This is a genomic window from Nostoc sp. (assembly GCF_036919575.1).
Classification (GTDB): Bacteria; Cyanobacteriota; Cyanobacteriia; order Cyanobacteriales; family Nostocaceae; genus Nostoc.
Genome location: NZ_JBALBY010000124.1, coordinates 91,707 through 118,301 on the forward strand (window position 1 = coordinate 91,707; position 26,595 = coordinate 118,301).

The 26,595-nt window shown below is 41.4% G+C and carries 25 protein-coding genes; 13 read left to right on the forward strand and 12 right to left on the reverse strand.

The window, feature by feature from the left end:
* The first annotated feature begins 17 nt into the window (after nucleotides 1-17).
* Nucleotides 18-2,279: a M48 family metalloprotease gene (locus tag V7K27_RS33235; RefSeq protein ID WP_334952942.1), complete on the forward strand. Its 2,262-nt coding sequence runs from the start codon at nucleotides 18-20 to the stop codon at nucleotides 2,277-2,279.
* A gap of 732 nt (nucleotides 2,280-3,011) precedes the next feature.
* Nucleotides 3,012-3,521 carry an RNA recognition motif domain-containing protein gene (locus V7K27_RS33240; RefSeq protein ID WP_334952944.1) on the forward strand — a complete coding sequence of 170 codons (510 nt, stop codon included), beginning with the start codon at nucleotides 3,012-3,014 and terminating at the stop codon, nucleotides 3,519-3,521.
* A 334-nt stretch (nucleotides 3,522-3,855) separates the two neighbouring features.
* On the opposite strand, the gene V7K27_RS33245 is transcribed toward V7K27_RS33240, so the two are convergent.
* The gene (locus V7K27_RS33245; protein ID WP_334952946.1) at nucleotides 3,856-4,011 is read right to left on the reverse strand and encodes a hypothetical protein; all 156 of its coding nucleotides are present in this window, start codon (nucleotides 4,009-4,011) and stop codon (nucleotides 3,856-3,858) included.
* A 14-nt stretch (nucleotides 4,012-4,025) separates the two neighbouring features.
* Here V7K27_RS33245 and V7K27_RS33250 point away from each other — a divergent pair, with 14 nt between their 5' ends.
* The 6 genes from V7K27_RS33250 to V7K27_RS33275 all read left to right on the forward strand — a co-directional run bounded on the left by V7K27_RS33250 (nucleotide 4,026) and on the right by V7K27_RS33275 (nucleotide 11,378).
* On the forward strand, nucleotides 4,026-4,466 hold the full coding sequence (locus V7K27_RS33250) for a SufE family protein (protein WP_334952948.1): 441 nt from the start codon (nucleotides 4,026-4,028) through the stop codon (nucleotides 4,464-4,466).
* Nucleotides 4,467-4,834: 368 nt separating this feature from the next.
* A complete protein-coding gene (locus V7K27_RS33255) occupies nucleotides 4,835-5,749 on the forward strand; it encodes an alpha/beta fold hydrolase (protein WP_334952951.1) in 915 nt (304 codons plus the stop codon).
* A 460-nt stretch (nucleotides 5,750-6,209) separates the two neighbouring features.
* Nucleotides 6,210-6,929, forward strand: a complete 720-nt coding sequence (locus tag V7K27_RS33260) for a hypothetical protein (RefSeq protein WP_334952953.1) — start codon at nucleotides 6,210-6,212, stop codon at nucleotides 6,927-6,929.
* A 390-nt stretch (nucleotides 6,930-7,319) separates the two neighbouring features.
* Nucleotides 7,320-8,291 carry a CobW family GTP-binding protein gene (locus V7K27_RS33265; protein WP_334952954.1) on the forward strand — a complete coding sequence of 324 codons (972 nt, stop codon included), beginning with the start codon at nucleotides 7,320-7,322 and terminating at the stop codon, nucleotides 8,289-8,291.
* 99 nt (nucleotides 8,292-8,390) lie between these two features.
* The gene (locus V7K27_RS33270; protein ID WP_334952956.1) at nucleotides 8,391-9,452 is read left to right on the forward strand and encodes a WD40 repeat domain-containing protein; all 1,062 of its coding nucleotides are present in this window, start codon (nucleotides 8,391-8,393) and stop codon (nucleotides 9,450-9,452) included.
* A 321-nt stretch (nucleotides 9,453-9,773) separates the two neighbouring features.
* Entirely contained in the window at nucleotides 9,774-11,378 is a 1,605-nt protein-coding gene (locus V7K27_RS33275; protein ID WP_334952957.1) for an NAD(P)H-quinone oxidoreductase subunit N, read from the forward strand.
* Nucleotides 11,379-11,685: 307 nt separating this feature from the next.
* Here the strand turns inward: V7K27_RS33275 and V7K27_RS33280 are convergent, their stop codons facing one another.
* Entirely contained in the window at nucleotides 11,686-13,005 is a 1,320-nt protein-coding gene (locus tag V7K27_RS33280; protein ID WP_442947668.1) for a sensor histidine kinase, read from the reverse strand.
* A gap of 897 nt (nucleotides 13,006-13,902) precedes the next feature.
* On the opposite strand from V7K27_RS33280, the gene cdiI reads away from it, so the two are divergent.
* Entirely contained in the window at nucleotides 13,903-14,244 is a 342-nt protein-coding gene (gene cdiI / locus V7K27_RS33285) for a ribonuclease toxin immunity protein CdiI (RefSeq protein WP_334952958.1), read from the forward strand.
* A gap of 166 nt (nucleotides 14,245-14,410) precedes the next feature.
* Here cdiI and V7K27_RS33290 read toward each other — a convergent pair whose 3' ends face one another.
* Both V7K27_RS33290 and V7K27_RS33295 read right to left on the reverse strand, forming a co-directional pair.
* Entirely contained in the window at nucleotides 14,411-14,746 is a 336-nt protein-coding gene (locus V7K27_RS33290; RefSeq protein ID WP_334952959.1) for a XisI protein, read from the reverse strand.
* The gene (locus V7K27_RS33295) at nucleotides 14,734-15,153 is read right to left on the reverse strand and encodes a XisH family protein (protein WP_334952960.1); all 420 of its coding nucleotides are present in this window, start codon (nucleotides 15,151-15,153) and stop codon (nucleotides 14,734-14,736) included. The genes V7K27_RS33290 and V7K27_RS33295 overlap by 13 nt, the downstream gene beginning before the upstream one ends.
* A gap of 365 nt (nucleotides 15,154-15,518) precedes the next feature.
* Between V7K27_RS33295 and V7K27_RS33300 the strand changes: the two genes are divergently transcribed.
* A complete protein-coding gene (locus V7K27_RS33300) occupies nucleotides 15,519-16,949 on the forward strand; it encodes a serine/threonine protein kinase (RefSeq protein WP_334952961.1) in 1,431 nt (476 codons plus the stop codon).
* A gap of 1 nt (nucleotide 16,950) precedes the next feature.
* Here V7K27_RS33300 and V7K27_RS33305 read toward each other — a convergent pair whose 3' ends face one another.
* The 3 genes from V7K27_RS33305 to V7K27_RS33315 all read right to left on the reverse strand — a co-directional run bounded on the left by V7K27_RS33305 (nucleotide 16,951) and on the right by V7K27_RS33315 (nucleotide 21,309).
* Nucleotides 16,951-18,279 (reverse strand): ATP-binding protein, encoded by a 1,329-nt coding sequence (locus V7K27_RS33305; RefSeq protein WP_334952962.1) that lies wholly within the window; start codon nucleotides 18,277-18,279, stop codon nucleotides 16,951-16,953.
* A 256-nt stretch (nucleotides 18,280-18,535) separates the two neighbouring features.
* Nucleotides 18,536-19,873, reverse strand: a complete 1,338-nt coding sequence (locus tag V7K27_RS33310; RefSeq protein WP_334952963.1) for a tellurite resistance TerB C-terminal domain-containing protein — start codon at nucleotides 19,871-19,873, stop codon at nucleotides 18,536-18,538.
* Nucleotides 19,874-19,929: 56 nt separating this feature from the next.
* A complete protein-coding gene (locus tag V7K27_RS33315) occupies nucleotides 19,930-21,309 on the reverse strand; it encodes an ATP-binding protein (RefSeq protein ID WP_334952964.1) in 1,380 nt (459 codons plus the stop codon).
* Between the two features lie 86 nt (nucleotides 21,310-21,395).
* On the opposite strand from V7K27_RS33315, the gene V7K27_RS33320 reads away from it, so the two are divergent.
* Nucleotides 21,396-21,713, forward strand: a complete 318-nt coding sequence (locus tag V7K27_RS33320) for a TMEM14 family protein (RefSeq protein ID WP_334952966.1) — start codon at nucleotides 21,396-21,398, stop codon at nucleotides 21,711-21,713.
* A 118-nt stretch (nucleotides 21,714-21,831) separates the two neighbouring features.
* Here V7K27_RS33320 and V7K27_RS33325 read toward each other — a convergent pair whose 3' ends face one another.
* The 3 genes from V7K27_RS33325 to V7K27_RS33335 all read right to left on the reverse strand — a co-directional run bounded on the left by V7K27_RS33325 (nucleotide 21,832) and on the right by V7K27_RS33335 (nucleotide 24,222).
* Complete coding sequence (locus V7K27_RS33325; protein WP_334952967.1) at nucleotides 21,832-22,695, reverse strand: fructosamine kinase family protein; 864 nt, start codon at nucleotides 22,693-22,695, stop codon at nucleotides 21,832-21,834.
* Nucleotides 22,667-22,816, reverse strand: coding sequence for a hypothetical protein (locus V7K27_RS33330; protein ID WP_334952969.1), 150 nt, complete (start codon nucleotides 22,814-22,816; stop codon nucleotides 22,667-22,669). Before V7K27_RS33330 ends, V7K27_RS33325 begins: the two co-directional genes overlap by 29 nt.
* A gap of 104 nt (nucleotides 22,817-22,920) precedes the next feature.
* The gene (locus V7K27_RS33335) at nucleotides 22,921-24,222 is read right to left on the reverse strand and encodes a M16 family metallopeptidase (RefSeq protein WP_334952970.1); all 1,302 of its coding nucleotides are present in this window, start codon (nucleotides 24,220-24,222) and stop codon (nucleotides 22,921-22,923) included.
* Between the two features lie 119 nt (nucleotides 24,223-24,341).
* Here V7K27_RS33335 and V7K27_RS33340 point away from each other — a divergent pair, with 119 nt between their 5' ends.
* Nucleotides 24,342-25,031, forward strand: a complete 690-nt coding sequence (locus V7K27_RS33340) for an RNA-guided endonuclease InsQ/TnpB family protein (RefSeq protein WP_334952971.1) — start codon at nucleotides 24,342-24,344, stop codon at nucleotides 25,029-25,031.
* A 19-nt stretch (nucleotides 25,032-25,050) separates the two neighbouring features.
* Here V7K27_RS33340 and V7K27_RS33345 read toward each other — a convergent pair whose 3' ends face one another.
* Both V7K27_RS33345 and V7K27_RS33350 read right to left on the reverse strand, forming a co-directional pair.
* Entirely contained in the window at nucleotides 25,051-25,176 is a 126-nt protein-coding gene (locus V7K27_RS33345; RefSeq protein WP_334952972.1) for a hypothetical protein, read from the reverse strand.
* 29 nt (nucleotides 25,177-25,205) lie between these two features.
* Nucleotides 25,206-25,508, reverse strand: coding sequence for a hypothetical protein (locus V7K27_RS33350; protein WP_334952974.1), 303 nt, complete (start codon nucleotides 25,506-25,508; stop codon nucleotides 25,206-25,208).
* Between the two features lie 106 nt (nucleotides 25,509-25,614).
* On the opposite strand from V7K27_RS33350, the gene V7K27_RS33355 reads away from it, so the two are divergent.
* The gene (locus V7K27_RS33355; protein ID WP_334952975.1) at nucleotides 25,615-26,484 is read left to right on the forward strand and encodes a DUF5895 domain-containing protein; all 870 of its coding nucleotides are present in this window, start codon (nucleotides 25,615-25,617) and stop codon (nucleotides 26,482-26,484) included.
* Nucleotides 26,485-26,595: the final 111 nt, after the last annotated feature.

The following is a 26,595-nucleotide window of genomic DNA, read 5'->3' on the forward strand; positions in this document are numbered from 1 at the left end:
GGAGTGCCAGAATTTGTATGCCTTCACACGCCAAACCGTCTTTGGAGGCTGGTTTAGTTGCCCTCAAGCAGGGAAATTACCAAACAGCGATCGCTCAACTAGAACCGATTGCTAGCAGCCAAAGCAATGCGACTGCTAGCTTACAAGCCCAGGTTGGTTTAGTGATGGCTTATGCTCGTAGTGGCGAAGTTCCCAAAGCGATCGCTATTTCCCAGAATCTCATTGAGAGTAACAATCCCCAAGTTCAAGAGTGGGCAACACGCGCTCTCGAACACCTGACAAAACGTAAAAAACCTGATCAAGAATCAAAAAATGTCGAAACTGGATTTGTTGCCTTTGATAATTCAACCCCAGATTCAACCCCAGATTCAACCCCGGAAACTCCGACATTAGAGGAAAAGCCAAATGATCAAGTAATAGAAACCAAAAGCGACGACACCCCGCCGATGGTGCCACTAACGAGGCTCAAAGCTACAGTAGCACTACCACCAGCTACTGCGCCCCTAAATGGCTTCATGGGTTCTGTTACCCGCACTCAAGCTAAATTATTCGGCGTTATTTATTGGCGACAAGCACAACGCGCCAGAGCATGGCAACCCCTACGTAAACCGAAATTAATTCCTTTGCGGCTACTGTCAGCAGGAACATTTATCGCCCTGTTTTGGGTGATGCGAGAAATCCTGAAGTTAGCAATGGGATTTATTAACCAGACTTTAGTCAAACTACCTTATCTGGAGCCGTTGCAGCTTTTCTACCGCGACCCTACTAAATTGTTGCTAGTAGTATTGGTGATTTTGATCGGAATATCACCTTGGTTGCTGGATCTGCTACTGGCGAAGTTGTATGGTCAGCGAGAATTTCCTAAAGATGTATTGAATGCTCATAGCCGCGAAGCCCTTCGGGTGCTACAACGTTGTTGCCAACAACGACACTGGCCGTTACCGAAACTGCGGATTTTACCAATGGCTGCACCAATTATCCTGACCTATGGTAGTTTACCACGTAATGCCAGGATTGTTGTGAGTCAGGGGTTATTAGAACAACTAGCAGATGATGAAATCGCCATTATTTACGCCACGCAGTTAGGGCATATTGCTCACTGGGATTTTGCTGTGATGTCTTTGTTGCTGCTGGTGACACTACCAATTTATCAGCTATATCAGCAAGTGTCGGAGTTGGGAGACAAAATATCAGGGAAAATTTGGCGATCGCCGGTGACAATTCTGGCTAGTCTAATTTATGGAGTTTGGTGTTTGCTGACTGGGACTGGATTGTGGTTGTCGCGGTTGCGGCTTTATTATAGCGATCGCGTCGCTGCTGAAATTACTGGTAATCCCAATGCGTTGATTCGTGCCTTACTCAAAATTGCCATTGGCATTGCAGCTGATATCCAAAGAGAAGAACACACCAGTTGGCAACTAGAAAGCTTAAATCTTCTGACACCAGTTAGCTACCAACAGAGCCTTTCTTTAGGCACTATTGCCAGTAATTTATCTTTTGAATCCTTTTTGAAGTGGGATACTGCCAATCCCTATCGCCGATGGTTTACGATTAATAATAGTCATCCTTTAATGGGCGATCGATGCGATCGCCTTTGCCAAATAGCCCGTCACTGGCATCTAGACACCGAACTACATTTTAGTAGCGAACCATCAAAAGTTAAGCGTCAGTCTTTCTTATTACAAATCGCTCCCTGGTTGGGAATTCCTCTAGGGGTTCTGTTTGCAGTTTTCGTCTGGCTAACCTGGCAACTAGCATTCGCACTCAAGTTTTTAAATCTAAAGTGGATATATGAAGATTGGTCTTTCATTACAGGCTGCCTTCTGATTGGCTTTAGCATCGGTACAGTGATGCGGATTAATCCTTTCTTCCCCGATATTAAACCGGCCACCGTCCAAACTGACGACAGCTTACCCAACCTGTTATCTGACCCTTCTGCCTTACCCATTGACAGCATTAGCGTGCGTCTTGTGGGCAAACTATTAGGTCGTCAAGGCACTAGCAACTCCCTAGCGCAAGATTTAATCCTCCAATCGAGCGCGGGCTTGGTGAAATTACACCACATTTCTTGGTTCGGACAGTCAGTTAATCACCAAGATTTGATTGGTCGGCAAATTATCGTCACAGGTTGGTTCCGGCGAGGAGCAACACCTTGGATCGATATCCAAACCCTGCAAACTCAAAGTGGTAAAACCATTCATAGCGCTCATCCCATTTGGTCTATTTTTTTGGCAGTTGCAGCACAGGCTTGGGGCGCATACGTTTTTCTCACTGGTTAGTCATTAGTCATTAGTCATTAGTCATTGGTCATTGGTCATTAGCAAAGGACAAAGGACAAAGGACAAAGGACAAAGGACAAAGGACAAAGGACAAAGGACAAAGGACAAAGGACAAAGGACAAAGGACAAAGGACAAATCGGAATGTAAACAAAAGTTGCAGGTTTTGTTTCCAAATGTTACATTTATTTACAGAAACCAGAGCAGGCGACGTAACTCAGCACCACAGCTTAGTTGTGAATTCGGATGCTTTTTCCCTATCTCCATACCTTTTACCCTGCCAACACAGCAGCAAATTAACCAGCCACTGGCTGGTTTTTGTTTCAAAATATGCCCCCTGGAATAAAAAAATGTGTTTTATGTTACGATGCAGTAATACTAAGTCGGAAATGTATGCGCTAAACTAGCTACGTAGAAAATACCGTGATAATGTAAGGAATGGTATTTGATTCTGCGAAAAAGGGCATGCATGGAAGAAAGCGTGTACTCTAGCAGGTACTAGACTATTAAATTTACAATTCTTAGAATTAAGGTGTTATTAGCTCACCATAGTGTGAGCCTTTGGATTAAACAAGCTTGATCCCGACGAAAAACTGTATTGTTGTATAGGTTGACAGTTTCGAGCAAAAAAATTGGTTAATGGCAGTCTTGGTCAATAGCATCTATTTAAAAGCCAAAGCTAAATGATTGTTTTCTTGCCTTGCCATGTTCATTCAACTCTGGAGGTATAGTTCATGTCCGTTCGCCTATATATAGGTAATTTGCCTAAAGATGAAATAGATCGTCAAGATCTACAAGCAGTTTTTGCAGCAGAAGGTGAGGCTGTAACTACTAAATTAATTAAAGACCGCAAAACTGGCAAATGCCGTGGTTTTGGTTTTCTGACAGTCAACAACGACGAACAAGCTGACGAAATTATTGAAAAATATAATGGTCAGATGTTCAAAGACACTCCCATTAAGCTAGAGAAGGCATTACCTCGTACAAAGGGTGATGAGGGCGAAGAGCAAGCTCCGAAACCAGTTACTCTTGCTAGTAGTACCCCCATTCCTAGCCCTAACAAAGAAGGTAGCCGTCGTGAGAAAAGCTCTAAGAAGCAGCCTCGTCGTGGCGGTGGCGGTGGCGGTGGTTCTCGTGAAAGCAGCACCACGACTACCGATTCAGACACTATTCGTCCAGATCCTCGCTGGGCTTCGGAATTAGAAAAGCTGAAGCAGATGCTAGCTGCACAAACTACGAATTAATCCTTAAGGGAGAGAAATTAAAAATTAAAAATCAGAATTTTTTTTTGATTTTTAATTTTTAATTAATTATTGATAATTATCTAGCTGCTTAGTTAAAATATACTTGCAGCTAATTTTGTAAGTGCGTAGGGGCAGCCCAACCTAAGCATCTCATCGCCAAATAGTGGCTAATTGAGGGTTTAAAATAATTCGTAATTCGTAATTCGTAATTAAGTTTTGTGACGAAGAGAAGTTTGTGGGGACGGTTTCCGACTCGCATTACTTCGGAGGATTTCAATTAGGCGTTCAATTCGTGCTGCCTGTCTTGCTGGGGAATTAAACTGAACATACTTTGTTAAAAAAACTTGATAGATGTGAATGCGATCGCAGCAATTATTTGGATTTGACAAGTTATAGTCAAGATATGCCTTGGTGAACCGTCGGCGCGTCGGCGCAGCCCGCCGTATGCATCGCTCCAAAGATAATCTACACTCAAGGTGATACCGATCATTTGCAGCTTCTGTTATGTCCTCAACTCTAGATTCTTTGCCACCTGCGCTCGCTAAAATTGTCCAGCGCTTTCAACGCGCTTCCGAACCGAAGCGACGCTATGAACAGCTAATGTGGTATGCTCAGAAGCTCAATGAGTTCCCAGAAGCTGATAAATTACCGGAAAATAAAGTTCCTGGTTGCGTGTCTCAAGTTTATATCACAGCAGCCTTGGATGACGGTAAGGTTGTTTTTGAAGGCGATTCCGATTCCCAGTTAACCAAAGGATTAGTAGGGCTTCTGGTTGAAGGATTGGATGGACTAACGCCAACTGAAATTGTCCAACTTACTCCCGATTTTATTCAAGCTACAGGTTTAAATGTTAGCCTGACACCTTCCCGCGCTAATGGGTTTTACAACATTTTTAAAACCATGCAAAAAAAAGCATTGGAATGTAAGTTGGATTTGCCTAACTAAACAAATGACAGACGCGATTAATCGTGTCTTCAGTGCTATTTCGTTCGAGACAGAAACCGCCCGGAACTTCAGTTCCGGGCTAATAGCTCAAGTCCGTTAAAACGGACTATAATCGGGAGCATCCCAAATGTGTAAATTTATTTTTTGTAGTGCGGGCTAGAAGCCCGCTTCCTGGACATTAGGGAGCAAGATGCTCCCACTACAAATTTTATTTTGGCAAAATTGGGATGTTCCCCTATAATCTTTTCTCAGTCGTCTTAAGACGACTTTCGCTATTAGACTCAGAATTCATTCTGAGGCGGACTAGATGAAAATGAAATAGCTCTGCTTTACTCTTAATTCTCACTCTTAATAATAAATTTAGTCTCATGTCAACAAATTTATTATCTACCTCTGCTGCTATTGGCTTTGGTGGAGTAGTTCAAGAATATCTCTGGAATTGGGAAAATAAGCAATTGCGCGTTGTTTATGAAACCCTCGGTAAAGGTTCACCGCTATTGCTACTACCAGCTTTCAGCACTGTTTCGACGCGCTTGGAAATGGGCGAACTTGCCAAGTTACTAGCTCCCAATTTTCAAGTTGTAGCCATAGACTGGCCAGGATTTGGACAATCTTCTCGCCCTAGTTTGAATTATCGACCGGAAATATATCAGCAATTTCTGGAAGATTTTGTCAAAGCTATTTTTAATACTCCTATTACTGCGATCGCGGCTGGTCATGCTGCTAGTTACGTTTTACAATTAGCTGTGAAACAACCTGCTGCTTTCTCACGAATTGTGTTGTTAGCTCCTACTTGGCGTGGACCTTTGCCGACAATGGGGGCAAGTCAACAGATAGCTGGCATTGTGAGAGAATTGGTGCGATCGCCTATACTTGGTCAAGCTCTCTACAAACTCAACACTACCCAATCTTTCTTAAGTTTTATGTACCGCCGTCATGTCTTTACTGACGCGGCTAAAATTACACCCAGTTTCATTCAGAAGAAGTGGCATACGACTCAAAAACCAGAAGCGCGATTTGCATCTGCTGCCTTTGTAACTGGTAATCTCGATGCTGTACACAAACAATCTGATTTTCTGAAACTTGTGCAGTCTTTAACCGTACCGCTCATGGTAGTAATTGGGGAATCCAGCCCCCCGAAATCACGAGAAGAAATGAACGCTTTGGTAGCCTTACCAGGAGTGAGAAGCGTTGTTATACCTGGTTCTCTGGGACTACATGAAGAATACCCAGCAGTTGTTTTAGAAGCAGTTCAAGATTTTTTGTTCTCTTCTAAAAATTAAATCCTCACTTATCCATCAAAGTATAATTTTATTGTTTGCGATAATTATTATCAGATAGCGCTTCTCGTTTGTATGCAATATACTCTGACCTCTCTCCAAACCTCTCTCCTAAAAGGAGAGAGGCTTTGAATATTATCGGGTATCAGTGATATTTAATTCTTCTCCATATCCTTGAGATTGTGGTTAGGACGCTACTAAAGCTAAGGGTGATGTAATCTCTAAAGATAAATGGTATGAAATTAGCGATCGCTAAATTGCACTGCTATATCTGCCCCTATTTCCGTTTGAATACGGATCTCGGTTTAACCTCAAAGAGGTTAAAAAGTGAGCAGCAATCAAAATTTTAGAAATGAGTAACAATCAAAAAATAAAATATTTATCTCTAGCGTATTGTGCGTATCTTGCACTGACAATATATTGGGACTTTCACTATACTGGCCCAGTGAAATTTTTGGGAGAAATGCAGATAAGTCTGTTTGGTAAGCAGTGGCCATCTGTAAGTGTAACGATCGTTAATCTTCCAGTTCTATTGTTCATAACTTATTTACGCAATCGAGTTCAAAGTCCAAATCCAGATAAAGAATTTTCTGCTAAGTGGAATATAATTGATGATTTGACAAATAACCGACTTCTAAAAAATGCGATCATGCCGATAATTATTTTAATTATCGGGTTTGTTGTATTGAATATTACATTAGCGCAATCATTCGGCAAAGATATCGGTACGATTAACATCGCTCAACTAACTTCCGGCAAAATTGCTGAACACAGTTTTTATGCCAATATTTCAGGCTATCCAGATCCCAATGTGTTAGTAACACAAAAGGGAACTAGTATACCTCAAGTCTATATTCCATTGAGAGAGAATTCTCAGTCGAACACCCCGGTTCATTTGATTATTTCATTAGACAAGGGTCATATTGAAGAGTATGTTCACAAAGATCCAAAAAGTGAAACAGTAACGGTGAGTGGATTTGTGACTGAGGGTGGAGAAGGAGAAGTGAGAACGTGGTTAGAAAAGCAAGGAGTTGCTATTGACGACAGTTATTGGACTATCATCCCTAGAGTTAATCTGAGTAGCCGCAGTAGTGCGAAAGATTTTTCGGTATTTATAGCTATTGCCTTTATCAGTTTTGCCGCTTTTATCTTTTATAGAAATCGCAAAGAACAAACAGCATAGCTGAATGTGGCATCACTGTGCCAAAACCGGAAAATTGTACGCTAAGGCTGAAACTAAGATGGAGTAAGCTTTTCAACAGTTATAAGTTATCAGTTAAGAATTGTAAGTAAATTGGGAGTCAGAGTCCCCCACTATATCGGCGTTAACTGACAACTAAAAACTAATCACTGAAAACCGATTAGTGGTTGTATGCAATATACCTATTAGGCTACCCCAATTTGTGAATATTTATGACTTATTACAGATGCACAAAAATAAAATGTTTAGTGATTAAATTATGTAATTATTTTACTGAAACTCAAAATAACAGCAAGTTAGCACAAAAATATAAAAAGATTTATGATATGTGATAATGATTATCCACAAGGTGAGACAAGGGGAATTTAGAGTATGGTGGCTGACGTAATCAACAATTCAGTTCCCGTTACTGTTCTTACAGGCTATTTGGGAGCAGGTAAAACGACTCTACTCAATCACATCCTCACCTACGAACACGGCAAAAAAGTTGCTGTGATTGTCAATGAATTTGGGGAAGTGGGTATTGATAATCAATTGATTATCGATGCAGATGAAGAAATATTTGAAATGAACAATGGCTGTATATGTTGTACAGTGCGCGGCGATTTAATTCGGATCATTGGCAATTTGATGAAGCGGCGCGATAAATTTGACCATTTAGTAATTGAAACGACTGGATTAGCCGATCCTGCACCAGTGATTCAAACATTTTTTGTAGATGAAGATTTGCAAAGTCAACTGTCTCTAGATGCGGTGGTGACAGTCGTAGATGCCAAGCATATTTGGCAGCACTGGGATGCAGACGAAGCCCAAGAACAGATTGCTTTTGCCGATGTGATTTTACTTAATAAAACAGATTTGGTAGCGCCGGAAGAGTTGGATGAATTAGAAAAACGGATTCGGGCGATGAATGCGATTGCAAAAATCTACCGTACCCAAAATTCTGAACTAGGAATGGATGCTTTATTAGGTGTAAAAGCCTTTGATTTAGACCGCGCATTAGAAATTGATCCAAATTTCTTAGGCGAAGATGCCCACGTACACGATGAAACTGTCTTTTCTGTGGCTTTAGTAGAAGCGGGTGCAGTCGATGGAGAAAAATTAAACGCTTGGATTTCCGAATTACTGCGTACCCAAGGGCCAGATATCTTTCGGATGAAAGGCATTTTAAATATTGCTGGAGAAGATAATCGATTTGTGTTTCAAGGAGTACACATGATATTTGATGGCAAACCCGATCGCCCCTGGAAACCAAGCGAAACTCCCAAAAACGAACTAGTCTTCATCGGTCGCAACCTTGATGCAGCCCAACTAAAACAAGATTTTCTCGCTTGTCTAGCTTAATTTAGGGAGTGGGGAGTAGGGAGTAGGGAATTTACCAATCTCCATTCCCCATTTCTCCCCCACTCCCCACTCCCCATTCCCCACTCCCCCTTTACAAATATGAACTCCACAACCAGCAAATCTAAGGAATTTGAACAACACTATTCGGGGACACTTTCAGATTATGTAACTGCGATCGCTTGGTCGCCACAAGGTAAAACTTTAGCAGCAACTTCCGCCGCCGGGGAAGTAGTTTTGTGGAATGATGGCGAACTCACAACCTTACAAACTGCTAACGGTAAATCAGTAGACTGTCTCGCCTTTTCGCCAGATGGAAAATTTTTAGCCGTTGGCGGACAAGATGGACAGGTGAAAATTTGGCGCGACACTGAATTAATCGCCACGTTGTCAAATTCCCCCGCATGGGTTGACAAGCTAGCTTGGAATTATACTAGTAACCAACTGGCTTTTAGTTTGGGGCGTTACGTCCAAGTCTGGGATGCAGATACTCATGAAATTGTCGTGACGCTGAATTTCGACAACTCTTCAGTATTGGGTATAGATTGGCGCATTGATGGACAATATTTAGCCATTAGTGGTTATAAGGGAGTCAAAATTTGGCATTGTCAAAACTGGGATGAAGACCCATACAGCTTAGATATGACTACTGTCAGTTTAGCTATGGCTTGGTCGCCCGATGGTAAATTCCTGGCTTCTGGCAACATGGATCGGAGTGTCACCGTTTTGGAATGGAACAACCCCGACCCTTGGGTAATGCGTGGCTTCCCTGGTAAAATTCGCCAATTGGCATGGTCAGAAGCTACCACGAAAGTAGGTGCGCCAATACTGGCATCTTCTAGCGTTGAAGGTATTGTGGTGTGGGAAAAGCTAGAGGATGATTCCTTGGGTTGGGAAGCGCGAGTATTAACTAATCATGTGGGTGTGATCAATGCGATCGCCTTTGCACCTAAAAGCTTCCTTCTCGCTTCTGCTGCTGCTGATGGTTGGTTGTGTTTGTGGAACAAAGCCCAGGAAGTATCCCAAATTATTACAGGTGTCTCAGGAGGTTTTTCTAGTCTAGCTTGGCATCCCCAAGGCAAATTACTGTCCGCAGGCGGTGAGCAGGGCGAATTAGTTATATGGTCAAAAGTTTTGCGGGGTCAAGGATTCGGGCGCAGTTAAAATAATTCGTAATTCGTAATTCGTAATTCGTAATTCGTAATTAAAAGGGCGGTTAGAAACCGCGTCTACACAAGCAAAACCCACCTCCGTGGGTTAAAAAACCTTAATTTTTTCTTAGTCTGCGGAGGCAGACTTTGTTTGTGTAGCCGCGTTCGCGTCAGCGTGCCGGAGGCTCTATTCCATTCGCCCTCCCTTCTTGGCGATCGCCATCTCTACCCAAGCTGTTAAGCTCTTGTTAAAAGAGCTAGTCTCTTAATTAGAAAACTTGCTAGAGTGAACAGAGTTAGCCTTAACGTCTAATCGCCAAAACCTATACATCTCATGGATTTTGCTAATATTGCATCCCAGTTGAACGCTGGAACGATTTTACCAGAGGGGATTGTTATTCTCACCCTCTTGGGGGTTTTGATTGTTGATTTGATTTTGGGGCGTACATCCGCACGCTGGATTGGATATCTAGCGATCGCAGGTTTATTTGCTTCGATTATCGCCCTATATTTTCAATGGGACGCTCCTAATCCCATCGGTTTTACTGGTAGCTTTAACGGTGACGACCTGAGTATTGTCTTTCGCGGGATTATTGCCTTGTCTGCGATCGCTACTATACTGATGTCAATTCGCTACGTTGAGCAGAGCGGCACCCCTTTAGCCGAATTCATCGCTATTTTGCTGAGTGCTACTTTAGGAGGGATGTTTTTATCCGGGGCTAGTGAGTTGGTGATGATTTTCATCTCCCTAGAAACCCTGAGTATCTCCTCTTATTTGTTGACAGGTTATACCAAGCGTGACCCCCGCTCCAATGAAGCAGCGCTGAAATACTTGTTAATTGGAGCTTCCAGCACGGCAATATTTTTGTACGGTGTATCACTGCTGTATGGACTATCTGGAGGACAAACTGAATTAAGTGCGATCGCTAATGGCATTGCCACAGCTAAAGTCGGACAATCTTTAGGTTTAGTGATTGCCCTGGTTTTTGCGATCGCCGGTATTGGCTTCAAAATCTCTGCTGCACCCTTCCACCAGTGGACACCAGACGTTTATGAAGGCGCTCCCACCCCAGTAATCGCCTTTTTATCTGTCGGTTCCAAAGCAGCTGGGTTTGCCCTAGCCATCCGCTTGCTGACAACAGCCTTCCCCCTTGTTGCTGACGAGTGGAGGTTTGTCTTCACTGCTCTGGCCGTTCTCAGCATGATTTTGGGTAACGTAGTCGCCCTAGCCCAAACCAGCATGAAACGGATGCTAGCTTATTCATCCATTGCCCAAGCTGGGTTTGTGATGATTGGCTTGATTGCTAGTACACAGGCAGGGTATGCCAGTATGATATTTTACCTACTGGTTTACCTGTTCATGAATCTGTGCGGCTTTACCTGCATCATTCTGTTCTCACTGCGAACCGGAACCGACCAGATTTCCGAATACTCTGGCTTATATCAAAAAGACCCACTCCTAACACTGGGATTGAGTGTTTCCCTACTTTCCTTGGGTGGTATTCCACCATTTGCGGGGTTTTTCGGCAAGATTTACTTATTCTGGGCTGGTTGGCAAGCAGGACTTTATTGGTTAGTTTTGCTGGGCTTAGTTACTAGCGTCGTCTCCATCTATTACTACATTCGCGTAGTTAAGATGATGGTTGTCAAAGAACCCCATGAAATGTCCGACGCGGTGAAGAATTATCCCCAAGTGCGTTGGGATTTGCCTGGGCTAAGACCTTTGCAGGTCGGGTTGGTGGTAACATTAATTGCCACTTCTATAGCAGGGATTTTGTCAAATCCATTGTTTACATTGGCTAACAATTCCATCTCCCATACCCCAATTTTGCAAGCAACAATCAACAGTAGTGTAAAACCACAAAATCTACTGCTTTTGCCAAAGTTAGATTCGGTTAGTCAGTCTCAACCCTCAGTTGATTCTACTGCGAAGATTTAATAACCCGAATCTCAACCAAAGTTTGTACTCAAAGACACGCCTGTTTGCTAATAAGTAGACAGGCGTTTGTCATATCTTTAGTCCTAGATAATATTCCTAAATTGGGAATATATTCTTTTTGTTAAAATTCACATTAAGCCCATAATTTAACCGAGAATAACAGCCCCAATACTGCTCGGTTTTTGGTGCATAGTCATTTGAGATCCCCCTTAGTCCCCCGATAAATTGGGGGAAAAATAAGGCATTTTTAGCCCCCCTTTTTAAGGGGGGTTGGGGGGATCGACTCTTAACTGAACTGTATTGGGATTTAAATAGGAAGCTTAATGATAAACTCTGAACCTTGTCCTAGTGCTGAATTTACTTCCAGAGTTCCTCCATGTTTTTCGACAACAATTTGATGGGCAATTGATAATCCTAATCCTGTGCCTTGACCCACAGCTTTGGTGGTGAATAAATAGTCAAAGATTTTTTGCTGGATATCAGCCGACATTCCCATGCCATTATCTTTAATCCGAATCAAGATATGATTTTTATCTTCAGTCAGAGTGGTTTGAATCAAAATTTGATTGGGATTTGCTTCAATTTCAGTATAGGTGCGTCCGGCATTAGACTCCTCTAAAGCATCAATAGCATTAGCTAACAAATTCATAAATACCTGATTTAGTTGTCCAATAAAACATTCTATTTCTGGCAAATTATCGTAATCTCTAATTACTTGAATATCGGGTCGATGCTCGGATGCTTTTAAGCGGTGTTTAAGGATCATGATTGTGCTGTCAATGCCATCATGAATGTTGCAATAAACTTTGCGATCGCTATCTGAGCGAGAAAAGGTTCTCAGACTGGTACTAATGTTGCGAATGCGCTGAACACCCTCTTGCATTGAGGAAATTAAATTAGGTAGATCGGAAAGCATATACTTCAAATCTATGGCTAAAATTTTCTCTTGAATTTCTGGAACCGGATTAGGATAGTGCTGCTGATAGAGATCAATGAGGTTAATCATGTCTTGGAAATATACTGAAGCGTGTCCGAGATTGCCATGAATGAAACCAACTGGATTATTAATTTCATGAGCAACTCCTGCTACTAATTGACCAAGGGCAGACATTTTTTCTGTCTGTACAAGCTGAAGTTGAGACTCTTGTAGGTCTTTTAACGCCCTAGACAACGCTGCTGTCCTTTCTGCAACACGTTTTTCTAAAGTTTTTGTGAGATTTCGTAATTGAAGATGGGTTTTAATTCTAGCTAATAATTCTTCTTCATTAAAGGGTTTAGTGATGTAATCAACTGCACCTATACTTAGACCCTTTACCTTACTATCCGTATCAGAATTTGCCGTCATAAAAATTACGGGAATATCACAAGTAGCTAAATTTTCTTTCAGCCTTTTGCAGGTTTCAAATCCATCTATTCCCGGCATCATTACATCTAGCAAAATCAAATCAGGTAGTCTATATTCCGCCTGCTTAATTGCCCTTTCTCCATCATTTTCTGTAATAACTTCAAAGCCGAAATTAGTTAATACCTCAAATACAAATTCTAAATTTGTATTAGTATCATCCACTACTAAAATTAAACTATCTTCAGGTAAATAAAGCATTTTTATATCTGGCTTGTAATTCATGTATTTAAATTAATTTTACTCATTGTTACTTATTCACTATTGCCGTGCGATCGCAGCTAAGTCACCTCTATTTTTTTGGCAGACTGACTGAGAAGTTTCTAGTCTGACAATCCTATAGTTCCCAAAAACTCTGACAACAGCAACATTCTCACACCTAATCGACCACGAAGGCGATCGCTACAGGATGGAAATTACCACCAATCTTCACTTTCACGAGAGTTTAATATCCTCTTTCAACAAGGCGATCGCCCTAAAATTAGTTATTATTACCCTTGTCTTTTTATAAAAGGAACGCTATCCGAGAACAATATTGCTGATCCCATAGGTTAATTTTTTCAGTTCGTCAACAGCATTTATCATGAACATACACAGAGGTAGCTATTTTTATTCAAAAAATATAATCCCATATAATTACGGTTATTTTTTCATAAAAAATATTGAACAAGAGCTAGATAACTTTTGAAATATTCATATACGTTTACATACTACTGATAGTGGTGTAAATATGATTTACACACACTTTAGAAAACGTTGTGTTATTGTGAATTTCCCAAAGAATTTTGTTAAAGACTCAGATGATTTTGTTAGGTATCTTATTAAATGCTCTAAACTCTTCGGATTAGTTAAATACACGCGTAAGCGTCACCGAGAGATTGACGCTTACACCCTTAAATTTGGGCTTTATCTTCTGAAATTGACACAAATGAGCATTGCTGTGCCTCTAGTGCGTGGTCTATTTAAGACGAAAATTGCTGTAAGTTATTGCGATGCCCAACTCTTGGAGACGCTCCGCGTAGCAGGCTCAGGGTAAGACCTGCGGTGGTCACTGAGCGCGGCCGTTGTGCGGTAAACAACGCAGTCAGTTTAATCTTCAGGGAAAATGCATCTTAATTTTTTATGCTCAAAGAATTATTTGACGGTGTAGACTCTAGAACCGATCCACTTTGGATAGTCAAGTCATACTTTAATGCAATAGCGGGTATCTCTTTCCCTGATGCATTAAATTATCTTCTTGAAGGTACTGGTTATGGTGATGAATATAATATGTGTGCATTTCCTTGCGAAGATGAGGATGATATGTTTGAAAGAGTTCGCTTTTGCTTTCTAGATAAAGATGAAATAATAGTTTCTCAGGAAATATTCAAAAAATATCTCAAAATAGCGGCTGAAAGGTACATTGAACTTAATCCAGAAAGGGTAGGTGAGGTTCAAAATGTACTCAAAAAATTATCTGAATAGTACTGGCAAGTTAAGTAATCTTTGTAGGTTGGGTTGAGGCTTTGCGAAACCCAACAAACCTCGTAAAACTTGGGTTTCGTTCCTCAACCCAACCTACACATTTTTATTTTTTTGGCTTAACCAAACCGTATGGCCCGTGCTTGGATACGATTGAACTTGGTTAGCCCTACCCCACACCATACCCTGTGTATTCTCTGGCATAGATAGGCTGCAAACCCAATACAATATCTTCTTTTAGTACACCCATTGTTACCAATTCATCAGCAATCAACTTATCAGTCTGGTTACGTTGAATCCAAATTTTATGGTTCTTAATGTCCAAATGCATCACGCAATTATAAATGCGGTGATGTTTATCCCATCCCAAATCAACAATTTGATAATGGTCGTGTTCTGTATCAAAAATTATTTGCGTTTCAATTTGGCCGTTTATCAGTCTAACATCGCCGTATTCAGTCAATAGTTTTTGAATACACTGACGATAAAATGCTAGTTTATCCATTTCACTATCACCTCATCCACTGGATCATATACAATCAACTTTATTCGGTATTGCCGCACTGATGCTTGGGGTAAATCACGTTGAAAAAACGATTCATAAGCGGCAATTGGCACTGCTAAGTATAATACACGTTCTCTTTCACTACCTTCTAAAACTAAACGGTAGTTCAAAAATTGACCCAGCGCGAGATGAAAATCAAACAATGCTGAGTCACTCAAAAAACTTTTAATTTCAACTGCAATCTTTTCTCCTGCTTTTTCAGCCGCTAAGAGTCTTTCTGCACCTAAATCTATTCTAACTTCATCGTGTTTGCCAAACTCAATCCTTAATGGGTCATGTGTAATTATCCACTGCTCTTTCTGAAGACCCTTCTTGACTGCTTCATGGAATAAGTCTTTGGCTGACATTTCTACTCACACACTTTTTTACCTTATTTTAAATCAGCGTAGTAGCTTGTCTAAACTAATTACCCAGAATTTTAATCTACGCGTGCTAGTAGATAGTAGGTCGAATTTCGGAAAAATAATGCTTGTTCTCTCGTTCCCAGTCTCTGACTGGGAATGCCTATGAGAGGCTCCGCCTCTTGAGTTGCGCTAGCAGCTCGTCTGTTAAAGTGAGTTAAGCTACCTATGCTTGTGCGATCGCTCAGATCAGTATTGTTAAACCTGAAAATACTCTCCCTAATACTTGTTGCTAACTTAAGTAATTTTACAGTGGGGCAGTAACAAGCAGGAAAGCTATAAAAGCAACAAAGCTTTAGAGTCACGAGCAAATGACAAGTCAAGAATCGGCAGATTCTAACCAAGAGGTACTGTTGGAACGGTATGAAGTGCAACAGGAACTAGGCAAAAAAGCCGGACGGCGGACGGTGCTAGCTCGTGACTTACAAACTCAAGAATTAGTAGTGGTCAAAATACTCTCCTTTGGTAATGAGTTTGAATGGAACGACCTCAAATTATTTGAGCGGGAAGCTGAAACGCTCAAAGCACTCTCTCACCCAGCCATTCCCCGCTACCTTGACTACTTTGAGTTAGATTCACCTAATAGTAGAGGATTTGCACTCGTACAAAGTTATATCCCAGCCCAATCTCTAGAAGCACAACTCAAAGCTGGGCGTAATTTCAGTGAAGAAGAAGTTAAGGAACTAGCAAAAGCAATTCTAGAAATTCTCAAATATTTGCATGGCCGTCAACCGCCGGTGATTCATCGTGATATCAAGCCAAGCAATATTCTATTAACAAATCGCTCTGGTAATAGTGTGGGTGAAGTGTACTTAGTAGATTTTGGTTCAGTGCAAACCATCGCCAGAAGAAGTAGCACTATGACAGTTGTGGGAAGTTACGGCTATATGCCACCAGAACAATTTAATGGTAGAGCTACTCCAGCTTCAGACCTTTATAGTTTGGGCGCAACTTTAATTTACTTGGTGACAGGTCAGCATCCCGCAGACTTACCGCAAACAGACCTACGAATTGAATTTGAACAAATTGCTAATATTAGCTTTAGCTTCAAGAGTTGGTTAAGGCGGATGACAGAACCTATTGCTAGTCAACGTTTAGCCTCTGCTGAAGGCGCTTTGCAAGCTTTAGAACAACCTGGAAATGCAACTCAGACTCAGACAAGGGCGACTAATTCAACGGTGGGAAAACCTGTTGGTAGTAAAGTAGTTTTGAATAAGAATGTTAATTTTATAGAAATTATTATTCCGCCTATAGGTGAATGGACAACATTAACAAAATTTTATTTATGGGCTTCACTTCTTATGCTACCTGGGCCATTTTCATTGTTTTTTATAATAATTAGGGGTTCCGATTCAGATGATTCTATAGTAATTTTTCCAAAAATTGTCCTAATAATACTGTTGTTATTTTTAGTTTGCCTTTTAGCTAACAATATTTTGCATATTTTGCCAGCTTTCTTTGGAGAAATGCGATTGCGTATCACTAGACAACAGATTTCACGAATATTTAGTCTTTTTGGGATTGAGCGTCATAGTCCACTTCCCAGCCCAACGCAAAATATTACTCAATTGGAACGCACAAAAGATATGGCTAATAGACCTTACCTAATAATCTGGGCAGGAAGCAGAAAGTATGAAATTTTTACCAATGATGCTAATAGTTTTCCTGTGACTCTCCTAGAACTTGACTGGCTAACTCATGAAATTAGCGATTGGCTAGGCTTACCAATTACTAGAGAGTAAACTACAAACTAAATTCTGCTGCGCCATCCTCATCCACATCTGCATCCTTACCCATAGCAGTAGGTTTAAATTTAGACCCATGAATTAATTCACCAAACGCAATTCCTGGATTTTGGTAAAGAATATTCAGCACACTCATAAAATCTCGCACAATTTCCCCTGGTGTAAGTAATGCTTCTGCACCCAAGCGATTAATAACTTCTTGCACAAACTCCTTCAACTCACGATTTGTCAAAGTTTGTTCATAGCCAAAATTGAGTGCATGAATCTCAGCTAAACGTTGCAGAAGCGTCAAAATTTCTGCTTCACTCAACGGATTTAGCCGAATCACTGGCCCCAAATATTCCTGAACATTAGCTTGTGCAACAAAACGGCTTTCTTTTGTACGTCTTTGCCAAGCTTGGTCTGCAAAAAGTCCCCGTTTGGGGTCTTCTAAAAACTTAGTTGTTCCACCAACCACAATCCCAAGATGTTCAGCTTTGCATTGCATGGTGTCGTTAAACATTGCGAGGAGTCGATTATAATTCTTTTCCCGCGTTACCGTAGTAGATATTTGATATAAATGTACAGCTTCATCAACTAAAATTAACAGCCCTTTATAGCCAATCTCAGCGACAAATTTCGCAAATAGTTTTATATAATCATACCAACTATCATCATCAATAATGACGCGCACTCCTAAAGCTGCTTTCGCCTCAACTTTAGTAATAAACTCTCCACGCAACCAGCGCATCGCCGCATTTTTTAAATTATCATCATCCAATCGGTAGCCACGCCAATAAGCGATAATCACGCTACCAAAATCAAAACCGTGAACTAAGTCTTCAATATACTGAACTATTTCCCTAATTTTCGATTCAACTTGGTCATCAAAACCATCGTCATTCGGACGCATTTCAGTTTCTTTAACCACTTCTTGTTGAATTTTATTAATCCATCCTTCTAAAATCGAGATTAAAGCACCACCATCAGGACGAGTTTTTGTAGCTAGGTGGCTCATTAATTCTCGATAAGTGGCTACACCTTCATTATTGCTTCCAGCTAATCGGCGTTCAGGGGATAAATCAGCATCAGCTACTACAAAACCTTGTTCCATCGCCCGGTTGCGAATTAGTTGTAATAAAAAACTTTTCCCGGAACCGTAGTTACCAATTACGAAGCGAAATGCTGCTACACCTTCTGCAATATCATCGAGATTTTGTAATAGGCTTTTGAGTTCTTTTTCTCGACCTACTGCTATATATTCAACTCCCACTCTTGGTACTACTCCCGCACCAAGGGAATTGATTAAAGCAGTGGAGATTTTTTTCGAGATTTTGAGCTTTGCCATGTATTACACTTCACTTTATTCTAAACGCATAAGCACACAGTAAAAACACGCCCTAGCAAAAAAATTGTAGGTTGGGTGGAGGCTTTGCGTAACCCAACATCCTGATATATGTTGGGTTGCGCTCCGCTCCACCCAACCTACGTCTACTTACGTCTAATGCACTATTTTAGCCTAGACATTCCACTACGTGCATTTCAAAAATCAATTAGGATTCCTATATTCACATTACTACTAATCTGACGACGGCAATAATAATTTAATTTGACGAAGCATGTCTAGCCATGAGGTCTTCATAGATTGCAATTATTTTTTTGACATACGTTATATGCTCCTGATCAACTTTTGGACTTTCGGAATCTGTATTAATTATTAATTCACCAATAATATCATTTGCACGTTCATTTATAGAATCGATTAATAGATTTGGCATAGTGATGTTTGCTTCGGCAATTTTTTTAATAGCAGCCTTGGGATTCTCTTGTTCGACTATAGCTTTTAATACTTGCAACTCATATCCTGGGAGATTTTCTAGAAACTTAGCCCACTCGTGGGGTATATTCTCCGATATGTCAACTTCCGATGTATCTATGATTGCTGAAGATTCAATCATTTCAGAAAAAGGAAACAATTCCATATCATCTTCTTGGGAATTATCAGACAAAGGCTCTGTATTGAACGTTTCTATTTGTTGAAGTAATTCCCACACTTGATTTTGCAATGAGTCTCGTTCTTCTTGCAATAATGAAATTTGCCCTTGTAACTGCTGTAATTCTGCTTTGTTTTCTGCTAGTTGGATTTGTGAAGAATTCAGGATAGTTTGGATATTTTCTCTTTCGGTTTTTGTCGCTACAAGCATTTGATTTTTTTGGTTTGTCTCAACTTCTAGCTCTTGAATTGCAATTCGCAGTTCGTATAGTTTTTCTTCTAATTGGGGTTTTAGTCTGCCTAAAAGAGTTAAATTGCTTTCAATTTCTTGTTTCTCCTGCTGGAGTTCGGAGATTTGACTTTGCAATAGGGTGATTTCACTGCGAGATGCATTACAATTCGACTCTAGACGGCGCTTTTCGGCTGTGAGAACAGAAAAAGCATTGTTCAATTCTGCTTGGTTTTTCTGCAAGTTATTAATTTCAGTTTGCAAGCTACTGATTTCGGTTTCTAACTGCTTTTTTTGTCCGGCAAAAGTTCTTAATTCTCGATGTAGACTATCCCTTTGGTTACGGCTTTCTGTTACTTGATTTTGCAGTTGTTGTGACTCAGCATATAATAAATTATGATGTTCTTCGATTTGATTGATTTCTCTGACAACACGAGCCTTCAATCCCTCCATATCTTTAATTCGCTTGCGGAGAGAACCTAAAACAAACATTTCATAATTTCGGCGTCGCTTATCTACGAATAATGCTGCGGCGTAGATAGTAACGGCAGTAATTATACCTGTGAGAAAGGCTTTATTAAAATCCCAGTTTGGGACAAGGCTAAGACCAAAACTCACACTAAAGGCAACTATTCCTAATATCAATCGATTGCTGATCATTACTGATTGCATATTGCTGCTTTTTACCGGAGTTAAATTATCAGAATCAGTAGCTCTCATCGTAATTCGTAATTCGTAATTCGTAATTCGTAATTAAAATGCACATAGTAAAATACTTAATGCTCGGTATTTGATGTGTTTTTATTTGCATGAGAAAGTGTTAAATCTGCTTTTAAGAAATCAATAAACTGCCGTGCTGTGCGTCCAGAACGACCATTATGGCGAGTTGCCCACTGTAATGCTTGAAATTCCAAATCTTCTTGGGTAATATTAATTTCAGCTTGGGCGGCTAGATGCTGTACAATCTTTAAATAAGTTTTCTGATTGGCTGGTTCAAAGGTCAAGGTTAAACCAAAGCGATCGCTAAACGAAAGCTTCTCCTGCATCGTATCCCAAGCATGGATTTCTTCGTTATCCTTGGGGGCAGGTCTATCCACAAAAAACTCCCGAATCAAGTGACGGCGATTGGAAGTAGCATACACAACTACGTTTTGAGGCCGCGCGGTTAAATTACCTTCTAAAACTACCTTGAGGGCTTTAAAAGCATCATCATCTTCTTCAAAGGAAAGATCATCGACAAAGATGATAAATTTTTGTGACACACCCCGTAAATGTTCCACAATTTCTGGTAAGTCTTTTAAATCAGATTTTGCTACTTCCAACAGGCGGAGACTGCGTTGGGCTTTGCCCTCGCCGGAGGCATCGCTAAATTCATTCAACAAAGATTTTACTAAAGAAGATTTGCCAGAACCGCGACTACCATAAAGTAATACATGGAGTGCCATTTCTCCTGATAATAAAAACTCTGTATTTTTTAGCAAAGCATCTTTTTGAGACTCATAACCGACAAGCGCACTCAGCTTAATCGGGTCAGAATACCGAATACCAATAAACTGTCCAGCTTGCCAGCGTAAAGCGCGATATTCTGCAAATAAACCAGAGCCATATTGCCGATAATAAGCTGCTAACTCTTCTACAGCATCACCCCAATTATCTAACTCTTGTAGATATGTAGCGAACTTTGTCTCTACTCCTACCAATTCTTGCTCTTTATACCATACTACTGGTGAAATCGGCATCTGAGCTATGCCTTGTATCCACTCGCTCAAAGAAGCGCTGCTACATTCATAGAGACTTTGCAATATTTGTAAATCATGCTGAACTGCTGTTACTAAAGCTGGGGGCAAATCTTCAAATTCTCGCACTTGGGCTACCCTTGTAAAAGGATTCTCAGAGAAGAGAAGTTGAGTAATTAAATAGTCTTCCCAGTTTTGATTTCTAGCAGCCAAAGCGTGAAAGTAACTGCCGTAAGCTTGGAGACAACCCCGTGCATCGGCATCAGTGTAACGTATAGCTTGCAACAGTTCCAAAAATGCCGTCCCCGCTTCGCCTTGCAGAACAGATTGGTACAGTAAAAGTGAGGCTGCTTGGCGCTGGAGATATTGAACCTTTGTATATGAGGAAGTATTTGCCATTGGCATCGCTTGATTATCCATCAATCAACTGTGTGGTATAGCTAAATAGCTATGGTAAATTGTCTGCTGACATGGCAGTAAAGTCAAAATCTACATCGGTTTTAACAATGAATTTAGGTATAGTTGCTGCTTTTGCCTACGGCATATTAGCGGTTGTTGGTGGCATTATTGGCTACATTCAGGCTAGAAGTAGGGTTTCACTCTTAAGTGGTAGCATTAGCGGTTTATTACTAATGCTTGCGGCTTACTTTCAACTTCAAGGGCAAACCTGGGGTTCGATTTTAGCAGTGTTAGTTACTAGTGTTTTAGTAGTATTCTTTGTATTTAGACTGGCTAAAACACGTAAGTTTATGCCTGCGGGGTTAATGACGATTTTGGGTGTGCTGGCATTGGCGGTGATGGTGAATCAAATTGTGGCGAATTGAGGGTTTAAGTTTTAACGCAAAGGGGAGGCAGCGCGTTGCGGGGGTTCCCCCCGTTGTAGCGACTGCCGTCGCGCGGAGGGAAGCGCAAAGGGACGCGGAGAATTCGCCAATGCTGTATTTAGTGTAGAATCTGGCCAATCATTCGGTTTGCCTGGGAACTATAACCACCGCCAAATAAATTGAAGTGATTCAAAATGTGATAGAGGTTATAGAGGGTTTTTCTCTGCTCATAGCCTGGATCTAAAGGGAAGATTTCGTTGTAACCTTTGTAAAACGCTGCGGGGAACCCACCAAACAATTGTGTCATGGCAATATCGACTTCGCGATCGCCAAAATAAGTTGCTGGATCAAAAATTACGGGTTCTCCTGACGCAGTACACCCAGCATTTCCACCCCATAAATCACCATGTACTAAGGAAGGTTGCACCTGATGATTTGCCAAGAGTTCCGGGATAGCTGCGAGTAATTTTTCTTGCTGGGGGAAATTTCCTCCGCGTCGCCTTGCCAACTGAAATTGATAACCCAGGCGATGTTTAATATAAAATTCTGCCCAGTTTGCTGTCCAAGTATTGATTTGGGGCGTTGAACCAATAGTATTGTTAATTTTCCAACCAAAACCTTCGCTACTGCTAGCTTTATGCATCGCCGCCAATTTGCGCCCCATCTCTTCCCACGAATTACTGTTACCGCTACCAAGTTCTAACCATTCCAGCACGATGTAGCTAGAATTCTCAGCTACACCCCAACTTAGAGGTTTTGGGACGCGAATACTAGCTGTTGCTAGCATTTCCTTTAAACCCAATGCCTCAGCCTCAAACATCGCAATTTGGGATGCTTGGTTAATCTTGACAAAGTAGGTGATCTGAGCATTGGAAACAGCATAACCTTGGTTGATGCACCCGCCACTAACCGATCGCCGTTGCTGACTCTGAAATTTTTCGCCCGTTACCTGGCTAATATGGGTGTCGATTTGAGTCCACATGATTAAATAATTGGGGAGTGGGGAGTAGGGAGTGGGGAGTAGGGGATGAGGGAGATGAGGGGGATGAGGGGGATGAGGGAGATGAGGGGGATGAGGGAGATGAGGGAGATGAGGGAGACAAGGAGAATAATCAATGCCCAATGCCCAATGCTCAATACCCAATGCCCAATGCCCACTCCTCACTCCCCACTCCCCACTCCCCACTCCCCACTCCCCATTTTTAATTTACGGCTTGACGACAACTACACCGTAAGCATCTGGGGAAAGATACTCTTTGGCAGCTTGCATCAAGTCAGTTGCATCTTGGCTCTGAATGATTGCTGGGTAGTTAAAGGCGGGTTCTAAATCTCCCACTAAAGACTGATAATAGCCATACAAATTAGCGCGATCGCTTGGTGTTTCATTACCAAAAATAAATCTGTTCGCTACTCGCCGCCCCACACGGGCAATTTCTGATTCTGTTACCAACTCGGTTTGAACTTGGCGAATGTGTTGTGCGATCGCATCCTCTACTTGTGCTAAATTTTCCACTGCACATTTAGCTGAAATATAAAATGTCCCTTGCAACTGATTGCTCATGTTGCTCACAGAAATTGAAGAAACTAATCCCCGTTCTTCTCGTAAATCCCTCACCAGTCTTGATGTCTGTCCATGTCCCAAAATTCCTGCTAAAACATCCAGTCCATAGGTGCGATCTAACTGCGTCATTCCTGGAACTCGCCAAACCATCACTAGCCTTGCTTGCTGGAGACTTTCATCTCTAAATTCTCGACGGACAATTTCTGTAAATGGTGATTCAGTGGGGAGTGGGCTTGCCGTGAGCGTAGCCGAATGGGAGTGGGCAGAGACGCGATTAATCGCGTCTGTACTGAGTTTTGTAAATCCTTCAGCAACGGTTGCAATTAATTCTTCTACAGGCAAATTGCCCACAGCTACAGCAGTAATTGACTGGGGTTGATACCAATTAGTATGAAAATCCCGCATCTGCTGGGGTTTAAGTTCGGCAATCACTGATTCTGGCCCCAATACCGCACGGCGATAAGGTAACTCATCAAAGGCTGTCTCCATCGCCCGTCGAAATGTCCGGCGCTGGGGATTATCCTCTGAACGCCTAATTTCTTCTAAAACTACTAATCGTTCACGTTCAAAAGCATCATCAGGAATACTAGCATTAGATACTACATCTATTTGTAGTGGAGCAAGCTCGGCAAAATCTTTGGGCGCAGTGGTTATATAGTAATGTGTATAGTCTTGGCTAGTCGCGGCATTGGTAACAGCACCCCGCTCTTCAATTCGACGTTCAAATTCGCCGCTAGCCAGTCGTTCTGTTCCCTTAAAAATCATGTGTTCTAAAAAGTGAGCCATGCCGTTAATGGCATCAGATTCTACGGCTGAACCAACTTTGATCCATACGTTGAGGTTTACAGCTTCAACTGGCATCTGTTCAGCGATGATTGTCAAACCATTGGGCAAGTGATGCAGGGTTGGCGTGTTAAGACGAGGAAATTTCCGCAGGGTTGAAGTCATTGCTACTTGTGTGAGGAGCTATGTTACCGAAAATTTGGGTCTAAAGCCCCGTGCTTCTAGCACGGCTTTATATTGTATTCTATTCTTTTATCTGCAATATTCTATGATAAAATATAGAGATGATAGTGAGAGAAGCCAAGCTACTAAACGGAAGTAAGGAACAATACGAAGCTCTTGATGATGCCATTTGCACTGCCCAGTTTATTAGAAATAAAGCAGTTTGTTATTGGATGGATAATCAAGGAGTTGGTAAAGCTGACTTATACAAACTGTGCAAAGACTTAGCAGCCGAATTCGACTTCGCTTTCAAGTTAAACTCCGCAGCAAGGCAAGCCAGTGCCGAAAGAGGTTGGGCTACTATCTCAAGTTTCTATAAGCGTTGCAAAAAACAGGAGAAAAACAAAGGTTATCCCAAGTTTAAAAAGCATTGTCGCTCTGTAGAGTACAAGGTATCAGGGTGGAAACTATCTGGAGATTGCATGAGCATTAATTTTACAGATGGATTTCAAGTTGGATCTTTGTCTTTATTCTGCAATAACGAAACGCGGGAAGACCTTCACAGACTCAAAATTAACCGTGTGCGAGTGGTAAGGAAAGCAGATGGCTACTATGCCCAATTCTGCTTTGATGCCGAACGCAAGGAAGAGGGGGTATATACAGGCAATGTTGTTGGGTTGGATCTGGGGTTAAAATATTTCACCAAAGACCAAAATGATAATGCTGTAATTTATCCCCAATTCTTGAGAAAGTCAGAACGCAGACTCAATAGAGATCAGAAGCGGTTGAGTAAAAAGTTTGTTAAAGGTTAAGAATCATCACTTGGCTAAGTCAATTTCCGACGCTACCTGGTATCAGTTTACTCAATGGTTGGACTACTAGGGGAAAGTCTGGGACAAGGTAGCGATCGCAGTGTCGCCCGTTTACACAAGTCAAGATGGCTTTAATTGCGGTCATCGAGTGAAAAAGTCACTTCTTCCCAGGACTCATTCATGTTCTAACTGCAAGGTGGAAATATGCCGCAATACCAATGCGGCGATTAACATCTTAAAGAAAGGCATGAAGGAATTGGGCATGGAATGGCAAAACAATAGTACCCAAGGGCATTGAGAATCTGCCTCGCAAGCGGGAAAGCATGGGGAGAAAATCGTCTCTAGTATTGATGGTACAGACGCGAGGAAAAAGCGTCTCTCCTGATATAGCAAGCGGATTTCTGCGAACCATGAATTAGAATCCCCGTGCGTGAACGCCGGGGAGTATGTCAAAAAAGGAAGCAGGGATTGCAACATAGATTGATTCTGATTTAATCTGGAAAAAGTACTACGCCAGTTTAACGGCACATTTGCCCTTCTGCCGATAAACTTGTTCAACAAAACACTTTGATAGCCTAAAACGATGAAAGCATCTGCTAATTTCGACTTTGAAGACGATAAATTCAATGCACCGCCTTCTCAAGTCATCCCCTGGTGTCAGATGATTAATCCTCGGTATGGCACAGATGGTATGCAATCCCACGGTTTGGCGATTAAGCTAGATAATGCCAATGCTGTCGGCTTTGTGCCAGATGAGAATTGGCAGCAAGTGGAGCATGAATTTAGCTCTGGAGTCGAAACGGTCTTTATTAGCAGTATTCCACACTTGGTTATAGTGCGTCGGGGGCCATTGTCTGTCAAAGACCGGGAAAGTGGTTTAAAACTGGGTACGCTCAAAGAGAATTATGATGCTTTTTTAGCAGACAAACTTAAATTTAAAACCTTTACTCGCTATCTAATTTTTATAGTGGGAGAGAATAAAAAGTTTTTACATGAATCACCACTACAACTAACTCTTAACGGTGCTGCCGGAGCGAGTTTCAGCAAAACCTATTGCGAATATCAACAAGGCAAAGTAGTTAGTGGATTCGTCGCTGAACTAGAAAAAGCTTATGCTGTTTACCGCAAGCAACCTTTGACACCAAAAGGCCCTTTATTTCATGCTCACGGGATTTTTTGCCCCATAATTGAGTCTGAAGAAAGAGGTATTGAACCAAATACAGTTCTGGTAGCTTCAACTGTAGACTACAAACATCCGACAGTGGGGACTTTAACAGAATATTTAATTGCTTCGGATTCTCTTGAGTCTGCAATGATTTGCAAGACTTTTGAAGAATACAAAGATTTTGGGAAGGAACCTGTAAAAGCTGAAACGCCTAAATTGGCAATGGCAGGAGTTTCCAACTCTTACGTTTATGCTGATGAAGATGATTTTGCTTATCCGCCGTATTAGGGACTGACAAATAAAAAAACATCCCAAATTTTCTTGTGGGATGGGTGTCCTCACCCGTCCTATATTCAGGGCGGGCTTTCCTGCCCACCCCACAAGATGGATAATTTATTT